Source organism: bacterium (assembly GCA_030685015.1).
In the GTDB taxonomy this organism is placed as follows: Bacteria; CAIWAD01; CAIWAD01; order CAIWAD01; family CAIWAD01; genus CAIWAD01.
Genome location: JAUXWS010000051.1, coordinates 1 through 23,321 on the forward strand (window position 1 = coordinate 1; position 23,321 = coordinate 23,321).

The following is a 23,321-nucleotide window of genomic DNA, read 5'->3' on the forward strand; positions in this document are numbered from 1 at the left end:
CGCGAAGCACACGCCCAAGAGTCGGATCCGGCAACGCCGGATCGTGCAGATGAGGGGAGTCAATCGGGTGCATTAAGTACCTCCACGCTGGGCTTGTGTCACACAATAACTCAGTGGGAGGTTTTTTCACAGACTCTCAGGCCTGTGGCACCTTTTTCCAATCGTCCAGGAACTGGGCGATGCCCTTGTCCGTCAAGGGATGCTGCGCCAGCTGTTGGATCACCTTGAAGGGGATGGTGGCGATGTCCGCGCCGATGCGGGCCGCCTCCAGCACGTGGATGGGATGGCGCACGCTGGCGACGATGATCTCCGTGTCCAGGGCGTAGGCATCGTAGATGCGGCGGATGTCAGCCACCAGGTCCATGCCCGTCTCCCCGATGTCGTCCAGGCGGCCGACGAAGGGGCTGACGAAGCTGGCTCCGGCCTTGGCCGCCATCAGCGCTTGCAGCGGCTGGAAGATGAGGGTGACGTTGGTCATCACGCCCTCGCCGCTGAAGACCTTCACGGCCTTCAGGCCCTCCACCGTCATGGGGATCTTGACGCAGACATTGGGATGCAGCTTGGCCAGCTCGCGGCCCTCGCGCACCATCCCCTCGGCGTCCAGGCTCACCACCTCGGCGTTGACCGGGCCGTCCACCAGCTGGCAGATTTCGAGGATCAGCTCCTGGAAGGGCCGCTTCTCGCGGGCGATGAGGGTGGGGTTGGTGGTGACGCCCGCCAGGATGCCGATGGCAGCCGCCTCGCGGATCTCCGCCAGATTGGCGGTGTCGATGAAGAATTTCATTCGCTCTTGACCTTCCTCTTGGTTTCGCTCGCATGTCCACCGATGGACGCGGACGGGTCGCCGGTGGCGGCCGCCCCGTCCTCCCGGCAGCTCCACCCCACAGGGCCGCCCGTGGCGAAGTCCTCGTAGACGACGCGCTCCAGATGCAGGCCCTGGGGTGGCGCCACCACGCCGCAGAGGGAGCGGTCGCCCCGCGCCAGGATCTCCGCCATCACCTCCGGACCCAGGCGGCCGCGCCCCACATCGTGCAGGGTGCCGGCCAGGCTGCGCACCATGCTGTGCAGGAAGCGGTCGCAGCGCACCCGGAAGATCAGCTCGTCGTCCCTTTCCGTCAGTTCCGCCAGTTGGAACTCGCACCAGGCGGCCGCAGGCAGCGAAGTGGCCACGCATAATCCGCGGCAGTCCCGCCGCCCCGCCAGCGGGGCCAGCGCCTCCCGCATGCGGTCGGCCTCCAGTCGGTGGCCCGTGCACCAAGCGTTCCGCCGGCGGAAAGGGTCGGCGCCCCGCACCATGCGGTAGAGGTACTGCCTGGCCCGGGCGCTGAAGCGGGCGGAGAAACCCGCCGGCCGTTCATCCACCCGCCGGACCAGCAGATCCACCGGCGCCAGGCGGCGCAAGCCATGCCACAACTCGCCGGCCCGGCGCGGTGTCACGGCGCTGAAACTGCAGAGGCTGGCCAGGGCATGCACGCCGGCATCCGTCCGGCCGGCTCCGGTCAGGCTGAGGGGCTGGTCCAGGATGCGCCCGCACAGGGCGCCCAACTCACCCTGGACGGTTCTCCTTCCGGGCTGGATCTGCCATCCCGCGAAGTCGGCGCCATCGTAGGCCACTTCTATGGAAAAGGTTCTCAGCGCCGCTGCCGGAGCCAATGTCCACCTGCTTCCGTCCCTTTGCCGGCGGTCTCGTCCTGACGCGAAAAAGTACCACCAGAGCCGCGGCATTGCAAAGCAGCCGCCCGCCATGGCGCCGGAGCCTGGGGCGGGCTGGCGCTGGGGGCAAGCCCACGCCCATGATTCACTTCAGTCCAGATCGGATGAACTTCCCATGATCAATGTCTCCCCGATCAATACGTTTTTCTTTGCCTTGCCACCGAAGTCTGACGCATTACATGCATGCTCTCATCAAGCTTCCTGGGTCTGGGCCCTCTTGTGGCTTCCCACCTTCGGAAATCCCCATTGCCGGCAGGCGGCTTCCCGCCATGCCCACGCGGATCTGGAGATGGGCGGGCCGCCCCTCATGAGGATCAAGCCTGGATTCACCGTCACTCGCCTGGACAGGCGGGGCGGCCAGTGGGAGTCGGCGCGCACCCGGGCCAGTGGAGCTGGTGGGAAGGACTGAAAGGAACAGCCCCCCGACCGCATGGCCGGAGGGCGTCGTAGTGGACTTGCCGCGTCGCGCTACTTGAGCAACAGCATGCTGCGGCTCTCCTCGTGACCGCCGGCCTGCAGCCGGTAGATGTAGAGGCCGGACGCCACCGGCGTGCCGGACGCGTCGCGCCCGTCGAAGACGCGACGGTGGGTGCCGACGCCCAGCGGCCCCTGCTCCAGGGTGCGCACCAGGCGGCCCTGGAGATCGAAGACCTCCAGCCGCACCTCGGCCGCCCGCAGGATCTGGAATTCGATGGCCGTCTCGGGATTGAAGGGGTTGGGCACGTTCTGGGCCAGCTGGAAGCCGCGCACCTGGGCGGGCGGACCCTCCACTCCCGTGTCTTCGCCGGACCGGTGCAGGCGCGTCGTGTAGACGTCCTTGAGATCCTCCTTGCCCGAGGCCCGCATGTCCACCCAGCTCAGGTAGACGCCGTCGGCCAGGTCGTGGCTGAGGAAGGGCTCGCGCTGGGTGTGGAAGAAGTGGAGGACCTGGCCTTCGTAGCGGTGCTCGCCGATGGCGCCACCCTGTGGATTGACATGCGAGTCGCGGGCCCACAGATCCTTGTAGCCCGTCGTGTCGCCCGCCTCCTCGCTGGCCATGGCCAGCACCAGGCCCGACCAGCCGCCGCGCGGCACCACGGTGGCCGCCACGTCCTCCTGCGTGCCGGCGCCGACGCCGACGGGGGTCGAGGTCTCGTCCCAGGCCAGGCTGCCGTCGGCCAGCACATGCTGGGCGTAGACGTCGTCGTTCTGGCCGTTGGAGAAGTCCGTGTAGGCGATGAAAGCGCCGCCCTGGCGATCGGAGACGAGCACGGGCGTCTTCTGGGACTGGGGACGCAGATCCACGTTGGCTGTCCACTCCACCGTGCCGGCGGAGTTCATGGAGTTCATGATGAGGTCGCTGTTGGAGAACTCGGCCGTGTAGTCCAGCCAGAGGCCCAGCACGTTGCCGTGGTCGCCCGCCACAGCGATGGCCTGCTCCTGCTTGCCCGCGCCGCCGGCGAACACGACGCCGCCCGCCGCCAGCACGGGCTGGCCCTGGGCGTTCACGAGCTGCGCCATCACGTTGGTGTCTTGCCAGTTGCCGGAATCCCACATCAGATAAACGCCGCCGTTCGGGCCAAGGGCGATGTCGCTCAGCTTCTCATGGATGGACGGCGTGGAGGTGATGCGCAGACCGTCGTCGCCCCACAGCACATTGCCGGCCTCGTCGAAGGCCTGCACGCCCACCTCGGCGAGGAAGTCGCTGTAGTCCGTGTCCACGCCGCTCCAGGCGACGATGAGGCGATTGCCGGCGCGCAGCAGGCGGGTGCGCTCCTGGTACTCCAGGCCGCTCTGCTCGTCGAAACCGGGGGTGACGGGCCGCGGGCCGTCCCAGACGGGCTGGCCGTTGCCGTCGATGCGGGACAGCCAGGCGCGCTGGGCGGACTCGGAGCCCGCCTCGATCAGCACGTAGGCGCCGCCGGCGCCGTCGGCCAGCACCTGATAGTTGATCTGCCCGCCGGCGAGGCCCAGGGCGACGGGGATGCCGTTGTTGGGGAAAACGGGGGCGCCGTTGGCGCGGGACAGCTTCTGCAGGTAGACGTGGGGACCACCCGCGTTGCGCGGATCGATCCAGAAGACCATGGTGCCGTCGGGCTGGGCCAGGTTCTTGACCCGGGCGCAGGAGCCGGAGATGCCCCAGGCCGAGTCGTGGCCGTTGTTGCCGAAACTGCGGACGCCGGTCGCATTCAGGTGTTGGGTGAAGATGCCCAGGCTGCCGCGGCTGAGGTCGCCCCAGGCCACGAACAGCCCGCCCTGGTTGTCCGCCCGCAGGGCGGGCGCGATGGCGTCGGCGCCCAGGTCGGCGCGATCCACCACCACCGTCCCGTCGTTGCCCCACTGGCGCACGCCGGAGGAGTTGAGCTTCTGCGCATAGATGGAGCTGTAGGTTTCGGCGCGGCCGTCCTGCCAGACGATGAAAGCGCCGCCGGCGCCATCGCCCAGCACGCGGGCCTGCTGCTGGTGGCCGGGGGCCAGGGTGACGGGCACGCCACCGGCTCCCCACATGGCCGTGTTGCCGACGGTCACCTTCTGGCAGTAGACGTCGGCCAGGGTGTTGCCCGGGTCGTTGCGGTTGTCCTCCCACATGAGCAGGGTCGCGCCGTCCCCGGCATAGGAGAGGCGGGGATTCTTCTCCGCGTTGAAGGCCTGGGCGGCGATGGGAATGCCACCCACGGCGAAGCTGGGCTGCAGGTTGGCGTTGTAATGCTGCAGGTAGATGTCGCCGGCGCTGTCGTTGCGCAGGTCCACCCAGGACACGAAGCAGCCCGTGCCGCCGTCCCAGGTCACCTTGACCGAGTGCTGGCTCCCCGGGACCTGCACCACCGGCACGCCGCCGGCGCCGTTGACGAGGGTGCCGGCGGCCGTCACATGCTCGATGTAGAGGTTGTCGTCTGCGGCGTCCCGCTTGTCCACCCAGGCCAGGAAGGCGCCGCCCTGTCCGTCGTGCTCCATGGTGAGGGCCTCCTGGTCGCCCACCTCCCCCACGACGAGCAGGCCGTTGGGCAGAAAGGCGGCGGGAATGGAGCCCGCGGCCGTCACATGGGAGATGTAGATGTCCCAGGTGGAGCCGCGGTGGTCCGTCCAGGCCACCCAGGATCCGCCCGCGCCGTCGATGCAGTGGCTCTTGGACATGTTCTCGCTGCCGTTGGCGCAGGCCGTGCACATCACGACGCCGTCGGCCGGCCAGCCCGGGGCGAAGGCGCCTGAGCCGCCCGGGCCGTCCACCAGGCGATTGACGTAGATGTCGCCGCGCGGATCCTCGGCGAAATCGATCCAGCTGACGATGGCGCCGCCGGCCCCGTCGCCGATCAGGACCGGGTCCTCCTGGCGGATGGGGCCGTTGTTGACGATGAGCGCGTCCACGGCCCCGCCGTTGGAACTCCAGAGGGCCGGCTGGCCGGGCGTGGCGGCGCTCAGCTTCTGGGCGAAGAGGTCGCGCATGCCGAAGCGGGTGTCGGACCAGCTGATGATGAACTCGCCGGGTCCCCCTTCCTCGGCCGTGCGCTGCCACTCGATGTGGTAGCCCTGGCGGACGGCCGCCCCATCCGGCTGGTTCCAGTAGAGGGGCGGGTCCACGGCGGAGGCGCAGGCCACCAGGCCCAGCAGGCCGGTTCCCCTCAGGGCAAGCCTGCTCCAGGTTTGGCGCGGGGTGCGTCGCATGTCATTCCCTTTCTATGCGTGTTCGAGTTGCTCAGCGGGCCAGGGGGTCGTCCAGGATGAGCAGGCCGTCGATCTGGTCGGCCACATAGATGCGGCCGCCGTCCAGCTTGATGCGCCGGGCGTAGCTGCTCGACTGCTGCCAGCGGGGGAGGGGACGGGCGGGGTCGCGCAGGTCCGCCACGATCACCCCGCGGGAGCTGTTGGCCAGGTAGGCGTGGCGGCCGCCCAGTTCCACGTCCAGGGTGGTGCCGCCCGGTTTGAGGACGCTGCGCAGGTAGGGTCGGTTGGGGGCGGAGACATCCACCACGGCGAGGCCGTCGCCGCCCATGGCGATGGCGGCCAGCCCGTCCTGCACGGCGATGCGGAGGGCGTCCCCCGGCAGGCGCAGGCTGGCGATCTCGGCCAGGCGCATGGGGCGGCGCGCCCCCTGGTGTTGGAAGACCTTCAAGCCGAATCGGCCGTCGGCCAGATAGATGATGTCGCCCTCCACCTCCAGGTCGTTGCCGTCGTTTTCGAAGGCCGTGAAGGTGCTCACGTAATCCGAGGTGGGATTGTCGCCGTTCATGAACCAGCGCCCCGGGTCGCCGGGAGCCAGTCCCGCCGTGTCCAGGGGGAAGCTGTGCAGGGAGAGGCCGTCGCTGCGGTCGCTGTAGTAGAGGTGGACCAGGCCGTCCTCAATGAGGGCTTCCACCTGGTTGACGCCGCTGGCGAAGAAGGTGCGCACGTGGCGGGGCTGCAGGGGATTCCGGATGTCGAAGGCCAGCAGGTTGGTGGACAGCTTCAGGAACAGAAAACGGTCCGCCACCTGGGCGGCGGAGATGTAGCTCCGGTCGCCGGGGGCGTAGAGGCTATCGATGCCGGGGGCCCCACCCCGGGGAAAGGGGGCCGCCTCGTCGCCCCGGGCGAAGGTGAGCACCCCGGCCCGCTGGTTGGCGGCCACGAAGAGCATGTCGGTGCCCACCGCCAGGTCCGCCACCTCGTTGTAGGTGTCCGACCACGCGCCCACCAGGTTCAATCCGCTTTGCAGGGCATCCTCCCGGTCCGCGCACGAGTGCAGGCCGGCCAGAACCCCAAGGCCCAGGGCCAACAAATGACGTTGCTTCATGTTGTGCAGCAATTCCTTCCAATGGCTGACCGGTCGCCGGCGGTGATGGCCGGGATGGCATGGCTCAATCATTAAGCAAAAATCATTCCAGCAATTCCAGCAGCCTGGCGGACTTGATCACTTCGCGGTCTTCATCTCCCCCGCTCGGCCCGGATTTTCGCAGCTTCCTTGCACAAAGGTCCTGTTTGCGTCGCGAAATCTCCGAAAAACCGGTCTCGCCATGGGCGCGAATCCCCTCAAAGGTCCCAGCCCGACAGGCCGCCGGACGGCGGACGGGACCCCCCGCCCCGGAATCCGGCACGGTTGTAAGCCGGGCTTGACAGAGGGGAAACTCCGACATCCGGCGGGCTGGCAGTCTGTCGGGCTTGGCTGTTTCGCGGTCTTCATCGCCCCTGCCCGACGCTTTCGTCGGACCTGCCGGCCCCATTCGACGCAGATTTCTTGCGAGCAAATGCCATTACGCAACGCGAAATCTCCGCCGAATGGTCCGCGACATGGGCGCGAATCCCATCGAAGGTCCAAGCCCGACAGAGTGCTAGGGCCGAATGACGCGATCCGCCGTGGACATCACCTTGACCGTCATGTCCATGCTCCCCACCATGCCCAAGCGCAGCTGCTCGCGCAATTCCAGGGCATCCAGGCAGGTGCCGCAGGAGGCGATGCGCGCCCCCGCCGCTTCCAGGGCCTGCAGCTCGGCCAGGACGGGGCTGCCCTCCGTCGTGAGCAGAACACCGTGGTTGACGCAGCCGATGAGATCCACGGGCGTGCCGGAGGCGGCCAGTTCCGCCAGGAAGGACTTGAGCAGCTTGCGCCCCAAGGCGAGGTCACCCTCGCCCATGTGGTCGGAGGACAGATACAGGAAGGTCATGGGTTCTCCTTTGTGGTGGGATCCAATTTGGCTTCCAACCTGCCGCCGCGCCAGACGGGCCGGGTCGGCCGCCGGGGGAGCCGGACGGATCAGATGCCGCGCAGCCGCCCGCCGTCCACCACCAGGCTGGCGCCTGTGACATAGGAAGAAGCGGGCGAGAGCAGGAAGGCGGCGGCACGGGCGAACTCCGCCACGGCGCCATAGCGGCCCAGGGGGATCTCCGCCTCCAGCAGGCGGCGTTGCTCGGCCGCCGGACGCCCTGCTTCCGCCGCCAGGGCGCCTTCCAGGAAGGCCAGGCGCTCCGTCGCGATGAAGCCGGGGATGAGGCTGTTGACGCGGATGCCTTCGCCGGCCCAGCTCCGCGCCAGGCTCTTCACCAGGCTGGCCACGCCGGCCCGCATCACGTTGGAGAGGATGAGGAAGTCGATGGGCTCGCGCACGGAGGTGGAGGTGAGGGCCACGAGGGAACCGCCTCCGCTGGCGACCAGATGGGGCCGGGCCGCCCGGGCCAGGCGCACGGCGCTGAGCAGAGTAAGCGTGAAGGCGGCCTGCCAGCCGGCGTCGTCGAAGGCCTCGAAAGCGCCCTTGGGCGGACCGCCGGCGTTGATGAGCAGGCCGTCCAGGCGGCCATGGCGGGTGGCCGCCTCCTCCACCCAGCCCGCCAGCGCGGCGGGGTCGCAGAGATCAACGGCCCGGCCCTCCGCCAGGCCGCCCAGCCCGGCCAGGGCCTCGGCCAGGCGGGCGGGATCGCGTCCGCAGATGGAGACGGCCGCCCCTTCCGCCAGCAGGGCCTGCGCCACGCCCAGGCCCAGGCCGCGCGTGCCGCCCGCCACCAGGAAGAAGCGTCCGGCCAGGTCGAGATCCATGGTACTCCCCCACTCGCCGTCCCGCGGTGCGGCGCAAACCTTCCCTGCGGCGCGGGCTACTTGACAGGAATGAGCAGATCCACTTCCGGCACCTCGCCGCAGGTGCGGTGGTCGTACCATTCCAACTGGACGCCCGCCGCCGCCGTCAGGCCGGTGGCGGGCAGCCACTCCCGGTGGAACCAGCGGAAGCCCTCGGGGATGGCGCGGCTCATGGCGCCCTGCACCGTGACGCGGGCACAGCGGGCGGCCGGCAGGACCAGCCGCACCTGGTCATCCAGGGCGCTGGCCGAGTCCGCCGCCATCACGCCGATCACATAGCGGAAGGAGCCGTCCGCGCCCTCGTCATGACAGAGGCCCAGCAGCAGGCCGGGCACGGTGGAGGCGGGCAGGGCCTCCTGCCGCTGCTCGCGGTGGAAGAGCTCCCAGAAGGCGGGAATCTCGCGGGCGCTCCGCTCCTCCGCCATGCTGGTGCGGATCTCATAGCCCACCACCGTCATTTCTGGCAGATGGACAAGTTCCACCCGGGGTTCAGGCTTCATGTCGCTCCTCCTTGATCGGGCCGGGCAGCACCGCCACGGAAGGCGCGGTCGGATCGCGCCAGACGACGGAGCCCGCCGCGGCCTTGGTCCCGCTCACCAGTCCTCCCTTCCATCGGGCAGGGTCAGGCCCCCGCTCGCCTCCAGCCAGTCCGCCACGCGATCGGCGGCGGCGGCCACGTCGTTGTCCGACAGGTCCAGCTCCAGGCGGGGCAGTCGGCTGGCGCGGGCCAGGCGGCGCATCTCCTCCTGCTCCGCCACGAAGGCGGACAGGTCCTCGTACTGGGAGGGCTTGCCCGACACGGGCAGGCGCCGCTCCCGGGCCGCCACGAAACTCTCCGGCCGGCGGTGGCAGAAGACAAGGCGGAAGTTGAGCCGGGCCAAGCCCTCCTCCAGCCAGGCGAAATCGGGGGCGCGGCCGTGCTCGCGCAGCTGGTGGCACTGGGTGGACAGGTGGAAGCGGTCCACGATCCACGAATAGTAGCGCTGCAATTGGAAGAGGCGCAGCCAGACGCGGTAGGTCTCCAGCGCCCGCTCCTCCTCCTCGGGGGCGTAGTTGATCAGTCCGCGGCCCCAGGGAAAATTGGTGAAGGCGCACCACTCGGCGGAGATGAGCGGCGAATGGTAGCGGTAGCGCCGCGGACCCACCACGCGCGGATGCTCGTTGAGGGCGAAGGCCAGCTCCGTCTTGAAGGTGAGCCGCGTCCCCTCGAGGATGATCTTGGGGGTCAGCTTGCCGGCCATGGTCGACTCAATCCCACTCGTCGGTTGACAGGATGCGCCTCACCGCTCCAGCCAGGAGCGCGGGTAGTCCTCGTCCTCGATCCCCAGCGCGGCACGCGCCACCTGGAGCGGCCGGAAGGTGTCGATCATCACCGCCAGCTCCTCGGTGGCGGCCTTCCCCACCGAGGCCTCGGCCCGCCCGGGATGAGGCCCGTGGACGAGGCCGTCCGGGTGCAGGGTGAGGGAGCCGAACTCGATGCCCTTGCGGCTCATGAACTCGCTGGAGGCGTAGAAGAGCACCTCGTCCGTCATCACGTTGGCGTGGTGGTAGGGCGCCGGCACGGCCTCCGGGTGGAAATCGAAAAGGCGCGGCACGAAGCTGCAGACCACGAATCCGTCGGAAGCGAAGGTCTGGTGCACGGGGGGCGGCTGGTGGATGCGGCCGACGATGGGCTCGAAATCGGCGATGTTGAAGGCGTAGGGGTAGTAGTAGCCGTCCCAGCCCGCCACGTCGAAGGGGTGGTACTGCAGCAGGATCTCGCTCAGGATGTTGCCCTGCTTGACGACGAGGGGGAACTCGCCCTCCTCGTCGATGGTGGCCAATTGCGCCGGGCGGCGGATGTCCCGTTCGCAGAAGGGGCTGTGCTCCAAGAGCTGCCCCAACTCGCCCCGGTAGCGCTCCGGCGTGCGGATCCAGCCCGCGCTTTCGACCACAAGCAGGTGCGCCGGCCCGGCGGCGGCGTCCAGACGCCACCGGTGGAGCAGGCCGCGCGGAATGACGACATAGTCCCCCGGCCCCACCTCCAGGCGTCCGAACTGGGATTCCAGCGCGCCGGCGCCTTCGGCCAGATAGACCAGCTCGTCGCCCTGGGCATTGCGGTAGAACCAGTCCTCGGCGTGGTCCGGCCGGCAGACGGAGACGGCGATGTCCCGGTTGAAGAGGAGGGGGACGCGGCCGTCCACCATGCCGCCACCCACGGGCAGTTGGCGGCTGCGCAGATGGCGCATGCGCAGCGGACCGGCGTCCTCCGCTTCCCAGTCCAGGCGGCGGAGGAGGCGCTCCCCGCGCACGGCGGCGGGGCGGTTGACGTGGTAGAGCAGGGAGGAGGGGCCGGTGAAACCTTTGTTGCCCACCAGTTCCTCGTAGTGGAAGCGCCCGCGCGAACCCTGGAAGACGGTGTGGCGCTTGCGCGGGATCTCGCCCAGGCTGTGGTAGATCGGCATCTCGCCTCCGGGGTCTACAGGGTGCCGCGCCGCTGCTGCTCGCGTTCGATGGATTCGAACAGGGCCTTGAAGTTGCCCTTGCCGAAGCTCTGGCTGCCCCGCCGCTGGATGATCTCGAAGAAGAGGGTGGGGCGGTCCTCCACCGGCTTGGTGAAAAGCTGGAGCAGGTAGCCGCGGTCGTCGCGGTCCACCAGGATGCTCTGCTCGCGGATGGCCGCCAGATCCTCGGCGATGGGGCCCACCCGCTCCGTGACCGTCTCGTAGTAGCTGTCGGGCACGTCCAGGAACTGCACGCCGTTGGCTCGCAGGGCCCTCGTGGTGGCCAGGATGTCGTCGGTGAGAAGGGCCACGTGCTGCACGCCGCCGCCACCGTGGAACTCCACGTACTCCTCGATCTGGCTCTTGCGCAGGCCGGGGGCCGGCTCGTTGAGGGGAAACTTGATGATGTTGTTGGGGGCGGCCATCACCACGGAGCGCAGGGCGGTGAACTCCGTCGAGATGTCCTTGTCGTCGAAGGAGAGGAAGCGCTGGAAGCCCAGCACCCGCTCGTACCAGGCCACCCATTCCTCCATCCGGCCGTCTTCCTGGTTGCCCACCACGTGGTCGACGATGCGCAGGCCGACGCCCTCGCCCGGCACACCCTGGGCCGCGTAGCCGGGCAGGAAGGGGCCGCGATAGGCCCCCGTCTCGATGAAGCTGTGGATGGTGTCGCCATAGACCTGGACGGAGGCGCGCACCACCTGGCCGTGCTCGTCGCGCTGCTCCGTGGGCGGCAGGACCGGCGCCGCGCCGTTGGCCACCGCCAGGCGGAAGGCCTCGCCGACGTCGTCAACTTCGAAGGCGAGGTCGCGCACGGCGTCCCCGTGGCGGGCCAGGAAGCGGCCGATCTCGTTCTCCTCCGGACGCAGGGACCCGGTCAGCACGAGGCGGACCTTGCCCTGGACCATCAGGTAGGAGCAGCGGTCCTGCGCCCCCGTCTCCAGGCCGCGGTAGGCGGCGCGGGAGAAGCCGAAGGCGTTGCGGTAGTAGTACTCGGCCTGGAGGGCGTTGCCCACCCAGAACTCGACGTGGTGCAGGCGGCGAAGGGTCGGGTAGGCGGACATGTCGCTCCTCGCTTGGTTGTGTCTCACAGGGCCAACAGGGCCAGACTGAGCCAGCCGCCCAGCCATGCCGTGCGCCACCAGTCGGCGGCCTGGGCGCTCAGGCTGTCGCGCAGGGCGTGGGCTCCGAAGGCGCCCAGCGCCACGGCCAGGAAGCCGTCCACGGCGGCGGCCAACCAGAACAGGTTCAACTGCACAGCGCCAGTCCCCGCCCGATCAGCTCCCCCGCCTCCGGACCCGCCGCCTCGAGCCGGGCCAGGCGCTCCCGCAGGACCGGACCCAGCTCCGCCGGCAGGCGGTCCTCCAACTCGACCAGCTCCAGTCGCAGCAGCCAGTCGGCGGGATGGTCCCGCTCCAGGCGCTCCGCCACCCGGCCCAGGCGGCGCTCGATGTGCGCACCGCGCTCATCCGACTCGCGGACGCGGCGCACCTCGGCATAAAGGTTGGCCAGATCGCGGTTGGCGTCGTCCAGGTTGCACTTCATCGCCGCAGGCCCGGCCGGCAGGTCCTCCGGCTCCACGCCGCGATCCACCCAGCCGCCACTGACCGAGACGGCCTCCGTCCCACAGACCAGATCGTAGCTGCCCCAGGCCGGATCGAAGAGCAGGCGGTCGCCCCAGGTGACCCGGCAGTCCTCGAAGCGGATCAGCTGGTTGTGCTCGCCCGTTTCCCGCAGTTCGCCGATGCGTCCCTCCAGCACCAGGCCGGAGGCGTACTCCAGGCGGCCGCGCCCGCCCCCGCCGAAACCCAGCTGGCGGAGGTCCTCCGCGCCCAATTCGCCGACGCAGCGGCGCCCGCCCGCCAGGCGGCCCACGGCGGCGCCGAAGCCGTGCACGTGGGTCTCGCGGCCATGGCCGCGGAGGGGCTGGTCATCCTCGGCCAGGAGGACGGGCCCGCCCCAACGCAAGTAGCCCAGCCGGCTCTCGCCGTCGGTCAGCACCTCCTGCAGCACGCCGCTCACCTGCAGGCCGGAGTCGAGTCGGGTGGTGGTGGGTGCCTTGGCGTGCAGCGCCTTCTCCAGGGCCGCCCGCCCGCCGGTGCGGCAGGCCATGGTGGCGGCGTACTCCTCCAGCACGCTGCGCAGGTGGGGGAAATCCGGCGTGACGAAGAGCTGGGGCTGCTGGCGCGTGATGTCGAAGGCGACCTGGACGCAGCCGACATCCAGCGGCAGGCGCTTCACCCGCGGCCCCAGGCAGTGCCAGCTCTCCCCCGCCGAGGAGAGCAGGCCGGCCCCGTAGATGCGTGGATCCTCCAGGGGTCCGATCAAGCCGTACTCCACCGTCCACCAGTAGAGGCGGCTCAACTCGTTGGATTCGCTCACCCAGTCCAGGGCGGCGGCCGTCTCCTCGAAGCGGCGCTGCGCGGCGTCCATGGCCGCGGGGGTGGCGGCGGGGTCCTCCTTCACCTCCGAGAGGTGGCGGATGGCGCGGAAAAGGGCCATGTCCTGCCCGCTGTAGATGGCCTGGCGGGAGATGCCGCCGAAAGCGCGCAGATAGTCGCTGTAGTCGGGGTCGGCGATGATGGGGGCGTGGCCGGCCGCCTCGTGCACCACGTCCGGGGCTGGCGTGTAGAGGATATGCTGCAGTTTGCGCATGTCGCAGGCGATGGGCAGGATGCCCAGGGCCTGGAACTCCATGAAGGCCTGGGGCGGGATGAAGCCGGAGACGGCCACGGCCCGCCAGCCGATGCGCTTCATCTTCTCGTCCATCTCCTGGATGAGGGGGATGCGCTCGGGGGAGATGCCCGTGGCGCGCAGGCCCTCCAGGTAGGCGGCGTGGGCCTTGCGCGAGAAGAAAGCGCCCGACACCCGCATGATGTAGCGCCAGGCGGCCTGGTCGATGGCCGTGTAGAGGTCGGGCCGCTGCTCGACGGTCCAGGCCTTCAGATGCGCGGGAATCTCCATGATCGGCTCCGGCCTCCTGCTGGCGTCCGGCCATGGCCGGCCAGCGGCCGTCCCGCGGTCGGTTCCGTGTCTCACCCCTGCTCCTGTCGGCGCTTGTATGGATTGTGAGGGCCGGGCCGGCTGCCTGCCGCCCGGCATTAACCTCGATTGGCAGCGGGAAGATACGCAGAGCGGCGGGGGGCGGCAACGCGGATCGGCCCCCTGCTCCGTTAATTCATGAACAGCCGCCAGCGCTCATGGTCGGCCCCGGCCGCCTCATCCAACTGGCGGCGGGTGGCGGGGTGGGGGCCGGTCAGGAAGTGGCGGACGGCGCCCAGGGGAAAGGACTCGAAGACCAGCCGTTCCCGGCGCGGACCGCGGATGAAGGGCCGGGCCGGATCCCCCGTGCACTTCTCCAGACCGGCCGCCAGGGCCACCGGCGTGCCGGCGGCGCGGGCCGTCTGGAGGAGCAGGCGGCTGCCCAGCTTGTTGACTCCCCACAGGTCGGCCGGTGCGAAGCCCTCCCCCTCCGCCGCAGGCAGAGCCGCCGCCGGCCGGCGGAGGTCCACTGTCGCCGGGCGCAGCAGGGCGTCCGCCCCCAGGAGCACCAGGTCCGCCGCCGCCGCCGCCCGCGCCAGCCCGCTGTCCGTCACCACCTCCGCCGCCTGTCCGCCCTCCTCCAGGCGGGCCGCCAGGGCGCGGCCCTCGCCGCCAGGGAGGGAAGAGGCCGCCAGCACGCGGCAGGAGGCGGGCAATGTCCGCAACAGATCCTCCACTTGCGAGGAATGGCTGATGGTCAGCAAGGTCATGCCGGGCGCGACCACGCGGGCAAAGGCGGCGCGCCGTCCCGCGGCGGCCCGCTCCAGCTCGTCCCGCAAGGTGGTCCGCGCCTCCTCCCCCGCTCGTGCCACCAGTCCGTCCCCGCAGCGGGCCAGGGACTCCCGCCACCCTTCCCGGCGTGGATCCAGGACCAGGCCGCGGCACAGCTCCTCCAGCCAGCGCCGGGCCAGGCTGCCGGTCGCCGCCAACACGGGGCGGGCCAGGGCGACCCGGCGCACCAGGCGGGGCAGCCGCTCCCCCGCCGCGGGGAGGGCGGCGGCGGCGGCCAGCAAGTCCAGCGCCCGTCCGCCCAGGTGGGCGCTGCCGGCGCGGCGGTCCAGGCGCAGGGCCTTCAGGCTTGCGTCGATGTCCATGGTCCTCCCTCGCGGAAGAGGCCGTCCCCGTCCACCAGCCGCCAGTGCAGGGCCCGCACGGCCAGCCAGGCCGACAGGCTGACCGCGGCGAGGATGGCCAGCATGATCACGATCTGATAGGCGATGGCGGTGGCGGGCGGACTGCCGCCCAGGATCTGGCCGGTCATCATGCCGGGCAGGGAGACGAGTCCGATGGTTGCCGTCGTGTTGAGGGTGGGCATCAGGGCGACCCGCAGATCCTGACCGCTGAAGCGCCGGCGCGCCTCCTCCGGGCTGGCCCCCAGTCCCAGCAGCGTCTCCCATTCCTGCCGGCCTGCCGCCGAGGAAAGGCGGGCCAGGTGGCGCTCCAGGGCCAGCGTGATGCCGTTCATGGAATTGCCCAGGATCATGCCGCCCAGGGGAATCAGGTAGCGCGCCTCGAGCAGGGGCTGGGGCCGCACCACGGCCACCAGGCAGAAGGCGAGCACACCGCCGCCGGCCAGCACCATCACCCCGAGCAGGAGGGGAGCCATCCCGCGGACGCGCAGGGCGGTGCGCCGCAGGACAGCGTGGGCCGCCGCCGCCTGCATGACGAGCAGCCAGCCCAGCGTGGCCGGCGGCGTGTCCAGCCGGAAGAGCACTTCCAGCACCAAGCCCATCGCCCCCAACTGGAGGACCATGCGGGCCAGGGCCACGCCCAGTTGCCCCTTGAGCGGCAGGCGCAGGTTGCGGAAGACCCACAGTGGCGCCAGGGCCAGCAGGAAGGCGAGGGCCAGCCCCACCCAGCCGATCTCGCGCACGGCGCTTTCAGGCGTCATGGAGCGCCTCCCCGCGCAGCTCGACGCGGCGGTGGCAGAAGGCGAGCCAGCGGGGATCGTGGCTGGCCACGATCAAGGGCGGCACGCCGGGCGCCGCCAGGCGGTCCAGCAACAGGCGGGCCGCCGCCTCGTCCAGACCCGCCGTCGGCTCGTCCAGGAGCAGCAGGTCCACGGGCATGAGCAGGCCGCGCAGCACAGTGGCGCGCATGGCCTCGCCGCCGGACAGGACCGCGGGCGGGGCGTCAAGGTCCAGGGCAAGCCCCAGGGCGGCCAGTTCCTCCCGCAGCCGTGATCGGGGCGGCGTGGGCAGGCCGCGCAAGGTCAGGCCCAGCGCAAGGGCCTCCTCCAGGTCGTCCCCCGGCAAGAGCGGCTGCTGGGAGACCAGGTGCACGCGGCGGCGATGGGCGGCCAGGCCGCCGGCCTGCAGGGGCGCGCCCCGCCAGGAGAGGCCGCCCGCCCGCGGCCGGCCCAGTCCGGCCAGGACACGCAGCAGGGTGGTCTTGCCGCAGCCCGAGGCGCCGCGCAGCAGCAGCCGGCCCGGCTCCAGGCGCCGGCTCTGCGGACGGAGGAGGGTGCGGCCGGCGTAGCCCAGCTCGAGGCGGTCCAATTCGAACATCATGCCAACCTGATCCAAACACAGGATTGCGAAAATGGGGTGGCGGCAAGTTCGTCAATCCCCGGGAGCGCGCCATGGATCCACAGAGCATTCTGATCGTCGAGGACGAGGCGGACATCCAGGAGTTGTTGCGCCACGTGCTGGAAAAAGAGGGCTACGCCGTGCGCACCGCCGGGGACGGCGAGATCGCCTTGCGCGAAGTGCGGACCGCCCCCCCCGACCTGCTCCTGCTCGACCTCATGCTGCCCGGCATGGACGGGCTGGAGCTGTGCCGGCGGCTGCGGGCGGCCCCCGCGACCAAGACCCTGCCCATCGTCATGCTGACGGCGCGGGGCGAAGAGAACGACATCGTGAGCGGCCTCAACCTGGGGGCCGACGACTACATCACCAAGCCCTTCAGCCCCCGGGTGCTGATCGCCCGCGTGCAGGCCGTCTTCCGCCGCCGCCAGGAGGAGGCCGCCGGCCAGTCCGAGGCGGAACTCCTGCGCCGCGGCCCCCTCACCATCCATCGGGGCCGGCGCGAGGTCCTGCTCGAGGGACGCCTCCTTGCCCTTACCTGGACCGAGTTCCAGATCCTGGCCCTGCTCGCCGCCCGGCCGGGTTGGGTCTTCACGCGCTACCAGATCGTGGACGCCGTGCGCGGCGAGGACTACGCCGTCACCGAGCGCGCGGTGGACGTCCACATGGTGGGCCTGCGCCGCAAGCTGGGCGTCCAGGGCGTGCTGCTGGAGACGGTGCGGGGGGTGGGCTACCGCTTCCGCGACGAAGATTAATCCCCCTGCGCCTGTGGACTGCGCCATGCCGTGATCGCCACCGCCACTTCATCTCAGGATGTTTCGCGAGAATCGGGCACGGGCAGCCTGTCGGGCATGAACCCACAATGGAATCGCGCCCATGCCGAAGGCCATTCGGCGGTGATTTCGCGTCGCGCAATGGCACCTACCCGCAAGAGATCTTCGTCGAATGGGACCGGCAGGCCCGGCGCAAGCGTCGGGTGGGGCGATGAAGACCGCAACGTGGCCCAGCCCGACAGGATGCTTGGCGCGCCTCAGTTACCAAGCCGGGCTTCACCTGATGTGGGCCGCCATGGTCGCCCCTTCCGGTTTGCTACAATTCCCCCAGGTCAGCAGGCCCCCGGGGCCGGGAAGGAAGCATGAGTCCGGAATCCATCGCTCTCACCCTGAGTTCCAGCCAGGAGATGTACCTGAAGACGATCCACCTGCTCTGCGAGGAGCAAAAGGTGGCCCGCGTCAAGGACATCGCCGCCAACCTGAACGTCACCATGTCCTCCGTCAACGGCGCCATCAAGGGACTGACGGATCGCGGCTTCTGCCGCCACAGCCGCTACGGCTACGTGGACCTGACCGACGACGGGCGCGAGGCGGCCCTGGCGGTGCTGGACAAGTACCGGGTGCTGACCCGCTTCCTGCACGAGATCCTGGGCGTGGACCGCAAGACGGCCGACGCCGACGCCTGCGAGATGGAGCACATCGTCTCGCCCCAGACCCTGGACCGCATCGGCACCTTCCTCGAGTTCATCGATCATTGCGGCAAGGACGCCGGCGCCTGGGTCCGCCACTACCAGGTCTTCCTCAAGGGCCGCCTGAGCGGGGAAGGCTGCCCCGACTGCGATTTGTAGCAGCTGTCGGGATTGGCCACTTCGCGGCCTGCATCACCAGCATGACATGGCAAGGGGGGCGCCCGCCCCCCTCTTCGTGTCCGGATGGGTCGCCCCCTCAGGAGGCGGCGACGGCCCTCACCTCGATGAGGGGCGGCTCGTGCAGGTGCTGCTTGACGGCGCACAGCTCGGCGGAGCGCAGCACGGCGTCCCGATACTGCACGGGGAAGCCGGCGGGCAGGTGGATGTCCAGCTGCAGGCGGCCGACGCGCCGGCCCGTGCTGTCGGGCTCGATCGCCATCTCGATGGTCATGTCGTCCGTGGCGATGCCCCGCGTGTCGCAGAAGCCCTTGACATAGATGCCGGCGCAGGTGGCGATGGAGGCCAGGAAGAGGTCGAAGGGCGGGGGGGCGCTGCCCTGGCCGCCGCCCCGGACGGACTGGTCCGTGCGGATGTTGAATCCGTTGTAGTGGGCGTCCACCCGCTTGCCACCTGGGAAGTCGACTTTCATGCTCGCCATGGATCCTTCCTCTTCACATTGTGTGGTTCGTCAGCCCAGTGGCCTGCCAGACTCGCCCAAAAAGCCCGAGCCGGACAGCCTGCCAGTTGGTCCATCGGGCCGCCCCAACCTGGCAATTTTGTTTGATACCTACAACTATTTTCAAATGAAAATGGTTTGCCTGTCCCGGCCTCCATGCTATCATGGCCGCACGGAGGACCGCGTGCCTCCGGCCGACCACGGTTCGACCACGCCGGACAGCCAGGGCGGCTGCCCCTGGTCGGCCCCCGCGAACTCCCACGGCAGGCAGACGAGAGTACATGGCCCGACCCGACCAGCCCATCCTGCTCAGTGTGGCCGAGGCTTATGCCCTGCTGCAGGCCGCCCGGCCGGACTGGGGCCGCGAGGAGCTGCCGCTGGAGGCGGCCGCCGGACGCGTGCTGGCCGCGCCGGTCCTGGCCGACCGCGACCTGCCCCCCTTTCCCCGGGTGACCATGGACGGCGTGGCCCTGGCCCATGCCGCCTGGGCGGAGGGTGGCCGCGCCTTCCACCTGGCTGGTGTCCAGGCGGCCGGGGAGCCGCCCCTCCGTCTGCCGGATCCCGCCTCCGCCATCGAAGTGATGACCGGCGCCTTCCTGCCCCTGGGCTGCGATTGCGTCGTGCCCGTCGAGGAGCTTGAGCGCGAAGGGACGCTGGTGAGGCTGGCGGCCGACCACCCCCTCACGGCCGGCGCCTGCGTGCATGTCCAGGGCAGCGACGGACAGGCGGGGAGCCTGCTCCTGGCGCCCGGCACGCGCCTGGACAGCCCGGCCCTGGCCGTGGCCGCCAGCGCGGGAGCCACCCGCCTCAGCGTCCTGCGGCGGCCGCGCATCGCCCTCATCGCCACCGGCAGCGAGCTGGTGCCGCCCGGGGAGCGACCCCTGCCCTGGCAGATCCGGGCCAGCAACGGCCTGGCCCTGCGCGCCGCCCTGGCCGCGGCGGGACAGGGCGAGGCGGAGCTGAGCCTCGTGGACGACGATCCCGGCCGCCTGGCCGCCGCCATCGAAGGCGCCCTGGCCCGGGCCGATCTGCTGGTCCTCTCGGGGGCGGTCTCCCGGGGCCGCTTCGACCATGTGCCCGGCCTGCTGCGGGAGGCGGGAGCGCGTCTGCTGTTCCACGGCGTGGCCCAGCGGCCGGGCAAGCCCCTGCTGGCGGCCGTGTTGGCGGGCGAGCCGCCGCGGCTGGTGCTGGGGCTACCGGGCAATCCGGTCTCGGCCCTGGTCTGCCTGCACCGCTACCTGCTGCCCCTGTTGGCGGAGGTGGCCGGCCGCCCCCCGGCCCCCCGCCCCGTGCGGCTGGCCCAGGCGGTGGAGGGGATCGGCCCCCTGACCCTCTTCCTGCCCGTGGCCTTGAGCGAGGAGGCGGGCGCCACCCTGGCCTGGCCGCATCCCACCGCGGGCAGCGGCGACTACCTGGCCCTGGTCGGCAGCGCGGGCTTCGTCCAGCTGGATCAGCCCCACGCCGGCCACAATCGGCAAGAGACCGGTGCCGTCGCCGTTTTCCACCCCTGGAGCTGAGGTGACCATGCTGCTGGATCCAGCCGGCCGGCGCATCCGCAAGCTGCGCGTCTCCCTGACGGACGCCTGCCAGTTCCGCTGTTTCTACTGCCTGCCCGCGACTCCCCGCTTCCTGCCGCACCAGCGCCTGCTGCCCGCGGCAGAGCTGATCGAGCTGGTCGGGCGCCTGGCGGAGCTGGGCATCGACGAGCTGCGCCTCACCGGCGGCGAGCCCACCCTGCGCCCCGAGCTGCTGGAGATCGTGCGCGGCCTGGCGCGCCTGCCCATCGCCAAGCTGGGCATGACGACCAACGCCCAGCGTCTGGAACCGCTCCTGCCCGCCCTGCGCGGGGCGGGGCTGCACGGCGTCAACATCAGTCTGGACAGCCTGCGGCCGGAGACCTTCGCCCGCATCACCGGTGGCCGCCAACCCGCGCAGGTGCTGGCCGCCGCCCGAGCCGCGCGCGACCAGGGCCTGCAGGTCAAGCTCAACGTGGTCCTCTTCCGCGGGCTCAACGACGGCGAGGTGCCGGACTTCCTGCGCCTGGCCGAAGCAGAGGGCGTGACCGTGCGCTTCCTGGAGCTGATGCGCATCGGGGTCGCGTCCCAGCGGCAGCCTGCCTTGTTCATCCCGGCGGACGAAGTGATCGCCACGCTGCGGGCGGCGGGGGAGCGGCTCACGCCCCTGCCCGGGCCGCCCGACGCCACCTCCTTCGACTACGCCACGGCGGGCGGCGGCCGCATCGGCTTCATCGCCAGCGAGTCGCGCCCCTTCTGCGCCGGCTGTTCGCGCCTGCGGCTGTCGGCCACCGGCTTCCTGCGCGCATGCCTGATGAGCGGCGATGGCCTCGACCTGCGCGGCTTGCCTCCCGCGGAGCTGCTCGCGGCGCTGGCGCGGGTGCTGGCCATGAGGCCGCTGGACCGCATCGCGCAGGTGGACGAGGTGATGGCCAGGATTGGAGGGTGAAATGGAAGGATTGAGCCACCTGGATCCGGACGGACGCCCCGCCATGGTGGACGTGGGCGGCAAGCCCGTCACGGCGCGCCGCGCCCTGGCGGAGGGGCGGGTCCGGCTGCCCGCTGCCGTGGCCGCCCTGCTTCGCGACGGCGAGCTGGACAGCCCCAAGGGGCCCGTCCTCCACACCGCCATCCTGGCCGGGACGATGGCCGCCAAGCGCACGGCCGAGCTGATCCCCCTCTGCCACCCGCTGCCGCTGGAGCGCGTGCGGCTCAGCATCCAGGTGGAGGCGGGCGACGAAGGGTGCGCCGTCGCCCTACTGCGCTGCGAGGCCGCCCTCCACGGCCGCACCGGGGTGGAGATGGAGGCCCTCACCGGCGTGGCGGTGGCGGCCCTCACCATCGTCGACATGTGCAAGGCGCTCAGCCACGAGCTGGTCATCGACGGCATCCGCCTGCTGGAGAAGGAGGGTGGCCGCCGCACGGTGCGTGACGGTCGCCTGGTGCCGGCATGAGCGGGGGACGTCACGGCGAGGGCCGGCGTGGCGAAGGCCGCGGCCCCCTCTTCCACCCCTTCGAGCTGGCCGTCTGCGGCCACTCGGGCAGCGGCAAGACCACCCTGCTGGAGCGGCTCGTACGCCGCTTGGCCCCCACCCGCCGCGTGGGCTATGTCAAGCGCGACGTCCACGGTTTCCAGATGGACCACGAGGGCAAGGACACCTGGCGCCTGCGCGAGGCGGGGGCCTGCGCCCTGCAGATCCAGTCCGGCGAGGCCTGGGCGGGCGGCCTGACGGGAGGCGCCGCGCCCGCCCTCTCCCGCCAGCTCTTCGCCGCCTGCGATCTGGTGCTGCTGGAAGGCTATCGGCGGGAGCCGCGCCTGGACAAACTTGTCTTCCTCGAGGGCTGCGAACCCACCGAGCAGCCGCTCCGCGTGGCGGGGCTGCTCACCAAGGAGTCCGGTCGGGTGGACCAAGCTCTTCCCGCCGCCTGGGCCGCCGCCCTGCCCGCGGGGGAGGCGCCCCCCCTCTTCCATCGTGACGACGTGGCGGGCATCGCCGATTGGCTGCTGGAGCGCTTCACGGCCCGGCTGGCGGCCCGCCCCCTGCGCGGCCTGGTCCTGGCGGGCGGCCACAGCAGGCGCATGGGCCGCGACAAGGCCCTGCTCGAGTACGACGGCGTGCCGCAGGTGGAGCGCGCCGCCCGCCTGCTGGAGTCCTGCTGCCAGACCGTGCACATCTCAGCCCGGGCCGGCCAGGGGCGCGAGATGCTGGGCCGCCCCCTCATCGAAGACCGCTTCGTGGAGATGGGTCCGGTCGGCGGCATCCTTTCCGCCCTCGAGGCGGACCCGGAGGCGGCCTGGCTGGTTCTGGGCTGCGACCTGCCTTTCGTCACGCCGGAGCTCCTGGACGCCCTGTTGGCCGGGCGCGACCCCTGGCGCGTGGCGACGGCTTTCCGCGATCCCGCCAGCGGGCTGCCCGAGCCGCTCTGCGCCGTGTGGGAGCCCCGTTCGCGCGCGCTCCTGCTGGGCAACCTGGCGGCGGAGACACGCTGCCCGCGTCGCGCCCTGGACCACAAGGGCGCCCTCCTCCTCGACCTGCCCGATCCGCGGGCGCTGGAGAACGTCAACCGGCCGGAGGAGCTGGAGGCGGCGCGCCTGCGGTGGCGGGAGGATCGATAATCTCCGGGATAGGCCCAGGGCGCAGGAGGGCGGCCGCCTGGACGGTGGAAGCGGAACCGGGCTGGGGTGGATCGCCCTTGTGGGGCCCACTGGACAGCCTTTAAATCTGCACACCGTTTGGGGGCGTGTTCAGCGAACTTTTCAGCGAAACCCCAGTGCCCCGGGAGGGTGGGGAGGTGGTGGGAGGGAAAACATGTGATCTTCACGAAACGGAACAGGATCACCCCGCCCATCCCCACGAACCGTGTGGATGGTTGGCGGCCATCGCGCATTCTGCGAGCAGGTACCTTGCATCCAAAGAGCGCGAAGGCCGGAGAAACACGTTGGGCGGCAGCCTGGACAGCAAGGGCGGAGTCGGGTTGGAGTGGATCGCCCCTGTTGGGCCGACTGGACAGCCCCTTTATCTGCACATCGTTTTTAGGCATGTTCAGCGAACTTTTGGGCGAAACCCCAGTGCCCCGGGAGGGTGGGGAGGTGGTGGGAGGGATCGCGCGTGTTTTTCAAGAAACGGAACAAGACCACACCGCCCATCCCCACGAGCCCTGTGGGAGGTCGGCATTCGTCGCCATCCCGCGACCATGTACCTGGAATCCAATGGACCCGAGGACAAGGGAAGCATGATGGGCGGCCGCGCAGACGTTGGATCCGGCATCAGGCTGGGGCGGATCGCCCCTGTCCATGCGTCTGGACGGCTCCTTCTTCTGCACGCCAATCGGGGGGCTATTCAGTGAACTTTTGGGCGAAACCCCAGTGCCCCGGGAGGGTGGGG

General features: G+C 70.5%; 22 protein-coding genes. 6 read left to right on the top strand and 16 right to left on the bottom strand.

The features are described 5' to 3' along the window. Positions 1 to 136: 136 nt before the first annotated feature. The 15 genes from fsa to Q8O14_06930 form a co-directional block, all read right to left on the bottom strand. Complete coding sequence (gene fsa / locus Q8O14_06860; GenBank protein ID MDP2360457.1) at positions 137 to 784, bottom strand: fructose-6-phosphate aldolase; 648 nt, start codon at positions 782 to 784, stop codon at positions 137 to 139. Further along, positions 781 to 1,614, bottom strand: coding sequence for a tRNA pseudouridine synthase A (locus Q8O14_06865; protein MDP2360458.1), 834 nt, complete (start codon positions 1,612 to 1,614; stop codon positions 781 to 783). Before Q8O14_06865 ends, fsa begins: the two co-directional genes overlap by 4 nt. Before the next feature lie 567 nt (positions 1,615 to 2,181). Then, a complete protein-coding gene (locus Q8O14_06870) occupies positions 2,182 to 5,355 on the bottom strand; it encodes a FlgD immunoglobulin-like domain containing protein (GenBank protein MDP2360459.1) in 3,174 nt (1,057 codons plus the stop codon). Positions 5,356 to 5,386: 31 nt separating this feature from the next. Next, positions 5,387 to 6,460 (bottom strand): hypothetical protein, encoded by a 1,074-nt coding sequence (locus tag Q8O14_06875; protein ID MDP2360460.1) that lies wholly within the window; start codon positions 6,458 to 6,460, stop codon positions 5,387 to 5,389. A gap of 535 nt (positions 6,461 to 6,995) precedes the next feature. Continuing rightward, positions 6,996 to 7,328, bottom strand: a complete 333-nt coding sequence (locus Q8O14_06880) for a hypothetical protein (GenBank protein ID MDP2360461.1) — start codon at positions 7,326 to 7,328, stop codon at positions 6,996 to 6,998. 89 nt (positions 7,329 to 7,417) lie between these two features. Then, positions 7,418 to 8,194 (bottom strand): SDR family oxidoreductase, encoded by a 777-nt coding sequence (locus tag Q8O14_06885; GenBank protein ID MDP2360462.1) that lies wholly within the window; start codon positions 8,192 to 8,194, stop codon positions 7,418 to 7,420. Positions 8,195 to 8,250: 56 nt separating this feature from the next. Continuing rightward, on the bottom strand, positions 8,251 to 8,733 hold the full coding sequence (locus tag Q8O14_06890) for a GyrI-like domain-containing protein (GenBank protein ID MDP2360463.1): 483 nt from the start codon (positions 8,731 to 8,733) through the stop codon (positions 8,251 to 8,253). Between the two features lie 93 nt (positions 8,734 to 8,826). Further along, positions 8,827 to 9,474 carry a hypothetical protein gene (locus tag Q8O14_06895; GenBank protein ID MDP2360464.1) on the bottom strand — a complete coding sequence of 216 codons (648 nt, stop codon included), beginning with the start codon at positions 9,472 to 9,474 and terminating at the stop codon, positions 8,827 to 8,829. Positions 9,475 to 9,513: 39 nt separating this feature from the next. After that, positions 9,514 to 10,677, bottom strand: a complete 1,164-nt coding sequence (locus Q8O14_06900; protein MDP2360465.1) for a homogentisate 1,2-dioxygenase — start codon at positions 10,675 to 10,677, stop codon at positions 9,514 to 9,516. 14 nt (positions 10,678 to 10,691) lie between these two features. After that, complete coding sequence (hppD, locus tag Q8O14_06905) at positions 10,692 to 11,780, bottom strand: 4-hydroxyphenylpyruvate dioxygenase (GenBank protein ID MDP2360466.1); 1,089 nt, start codon at positions 11,778 to 11,780, stop codon at positions 10,692 to 10,694. A 23-nt stretch (positions 11,781 to 11,803) separates the two neighbouring features. Then, the gene (locus tag Q8O14_06910; GenBank protein MDP2360467.1) at positions 11,804 to 11,974 is read right to left on the bottom strand and encodes a hypothetical protein; all 171 of its coding nucleotides are present in this window, start codon (positions 11,972 to 11,974) and stop codon (positions 11,804 to 11,806) included. After that, positions 11,965 to 13,680, bottom strand: a complete 1,716-nt coding sequence (locus tag Q8O14_06915; GenBank protein MDP2360468.1) for an aromatic amino acid hydroxylase — start codon at positions 13,678 to 13,680, stop codon at positions 11,965 to 11,967. Before Q8O14_06915 ends, Q8O14_06910 begins: the two co-directional genes overlap by 10 nt. Before the next feature lie 209 nt (positions 13,681 to 13,889). After that, positions 13,890 to 14,852: a hypothetical protein gene (locus tag Q8O14_06920; GenBank protein ID MDP2360469.1), complete on the bottom strand. Its 963-nt coding sequence runs from the start codon at positions 14,850 to 14,852 to the stop codon at positions 13,890 to 13,892. Next, positions 14,831 to 15,649, bottom strand: coding sequence for an ABC transporter permease (locus tag Q8O14_06925; protein ID MDP2360470.1), 819 nt, complete (start codon positions 15,647 to 15,649; stop codon positions 14,831 to 14,833). Before Q8O14_06925 ends, Q8O14_06920 begins: the two co-directional genes overlap by 22 nt. Then, complete coding sequence (locus Q8O14_06930) at positions 15,639 to 16,268, bottom strand: ATP-binding cassette domain-containing protein (GenBank protein ID MDP2360471.1); 630 nt, start codon at positions 16,266 to 16,268, stop codon at positions 15,639 to 15,641. Before Q8O14_06930 ends, Q8O14_06925 begins: the two co-directional genes overlap by 11 nt. A 71-nt stretch (positions 16,269 to 16,339) precedes the next feature. Here Q8O14_06930 and Q8O14_06935 point away from each other — a divergent pair, with 71 nt between their 5' ends. Together Q8O14_06935 and Q8O14_06940 are read left to right on the top strand one after the other, a co-directional pair. After that, on the top strand, positions 16,340 to 17,038 hold the full coding sequence (locus Q8O14_06935; GenBank protein ID MDP2360472.1) for a response regulator transcription factor: 699 nt from the start codon (positions 16,340 to 16,342) through the stop codon (positions 17,036 to 17,038). 380 nt (positions 17,039 to 17,418) lie between these two features. After that, positions 17,419 to 17,904: a metal-dependent transcriptional regulator gene (locus Q8O14_06940; GenBank protein MDP2360473.1), complete on the top strand. Its 486-nt coding sequence runs from the start codon at positions 17,419 to 17,421 to the stop codon at positions 17,902 to 17,904. Positions 17,905 to 18,001: 97 nt separating this feature from the next. Here Q8O14_06940 and Q8O14_06945 read toward each other — a convergent pair whose 3' ends face one another. Next, complete coding sequence (locus Q8O14_06945; GenBank protein ID MDP2360474.1) at positions 18,002 to 18,403, bottom strand: OsmC family protein; 402 nt, start codon at positions 18,401 to 18,403, stop codon at positions 18,002 to 18,004. A gap of 299 nt (positions 18,404 to 18,702) precedes the next feature. Here Q8O14_06945 and Q8O14_06950 point away from each other — a divergent pair, with 299 nt between their 5' ends. From Q8O14_06950 to mobB, 4 genes are read left to right on the top strand one after another with little or no spacing between them, the layout of a single operon-like run. Beyond that, complete coding sequence (locus tag Q8O14_06950; GenBank protein MDP2360475.1) at positions 18,703 to 19,938, top strand: molybdopterin molybdotransferase MoeA; 1,236 nt, start codon at positions 18,703 to 18,705, stop codon at positions 19,936 to 19,938. 7 nt (positions 19,939 to 19,945) lie between these two features. Beyond that, entirely contained in the window at positions 19,946 to 20,884 is a 939-nt protein-coding gene (gene moaA, locus Q8O14_06955) for a GTP 3',8-cyclase MoaA (GenBank protein MDP2360476.1), read from the top strand. 1 nt (position 20,885) lies between these two features. Next, positions 20,886 to 21,389, top strand: a complete 504-nt coding sequence (gene moaC / locus Q8O14_06960) for a cyclic pyranopterin monophosphate synthase MoaC (protein MDP2360477.1) — start codon at positions 20,886 to 20,888, stop codon at positions 21,387 to 21,389. Continuing rightward, on the top strand, positions 21,386 to 22,552 hold the full coding sequence (mobB, locus tag Q8O14_06965; protein MDP2360478.1) for a molybdopterin-guanine dinucleotide biosynthesis protein B: 1,167 nt from the start codon (positions 21,386 to 21,388) through the stop codon (positions 22,550 to 22,552). The genes moaC and mobB overlap by 4 nt, the downstream gene beginning before the upstream one ends. Positions 22,553 to 23,321 lie beyond the last annotated feature (769 nt).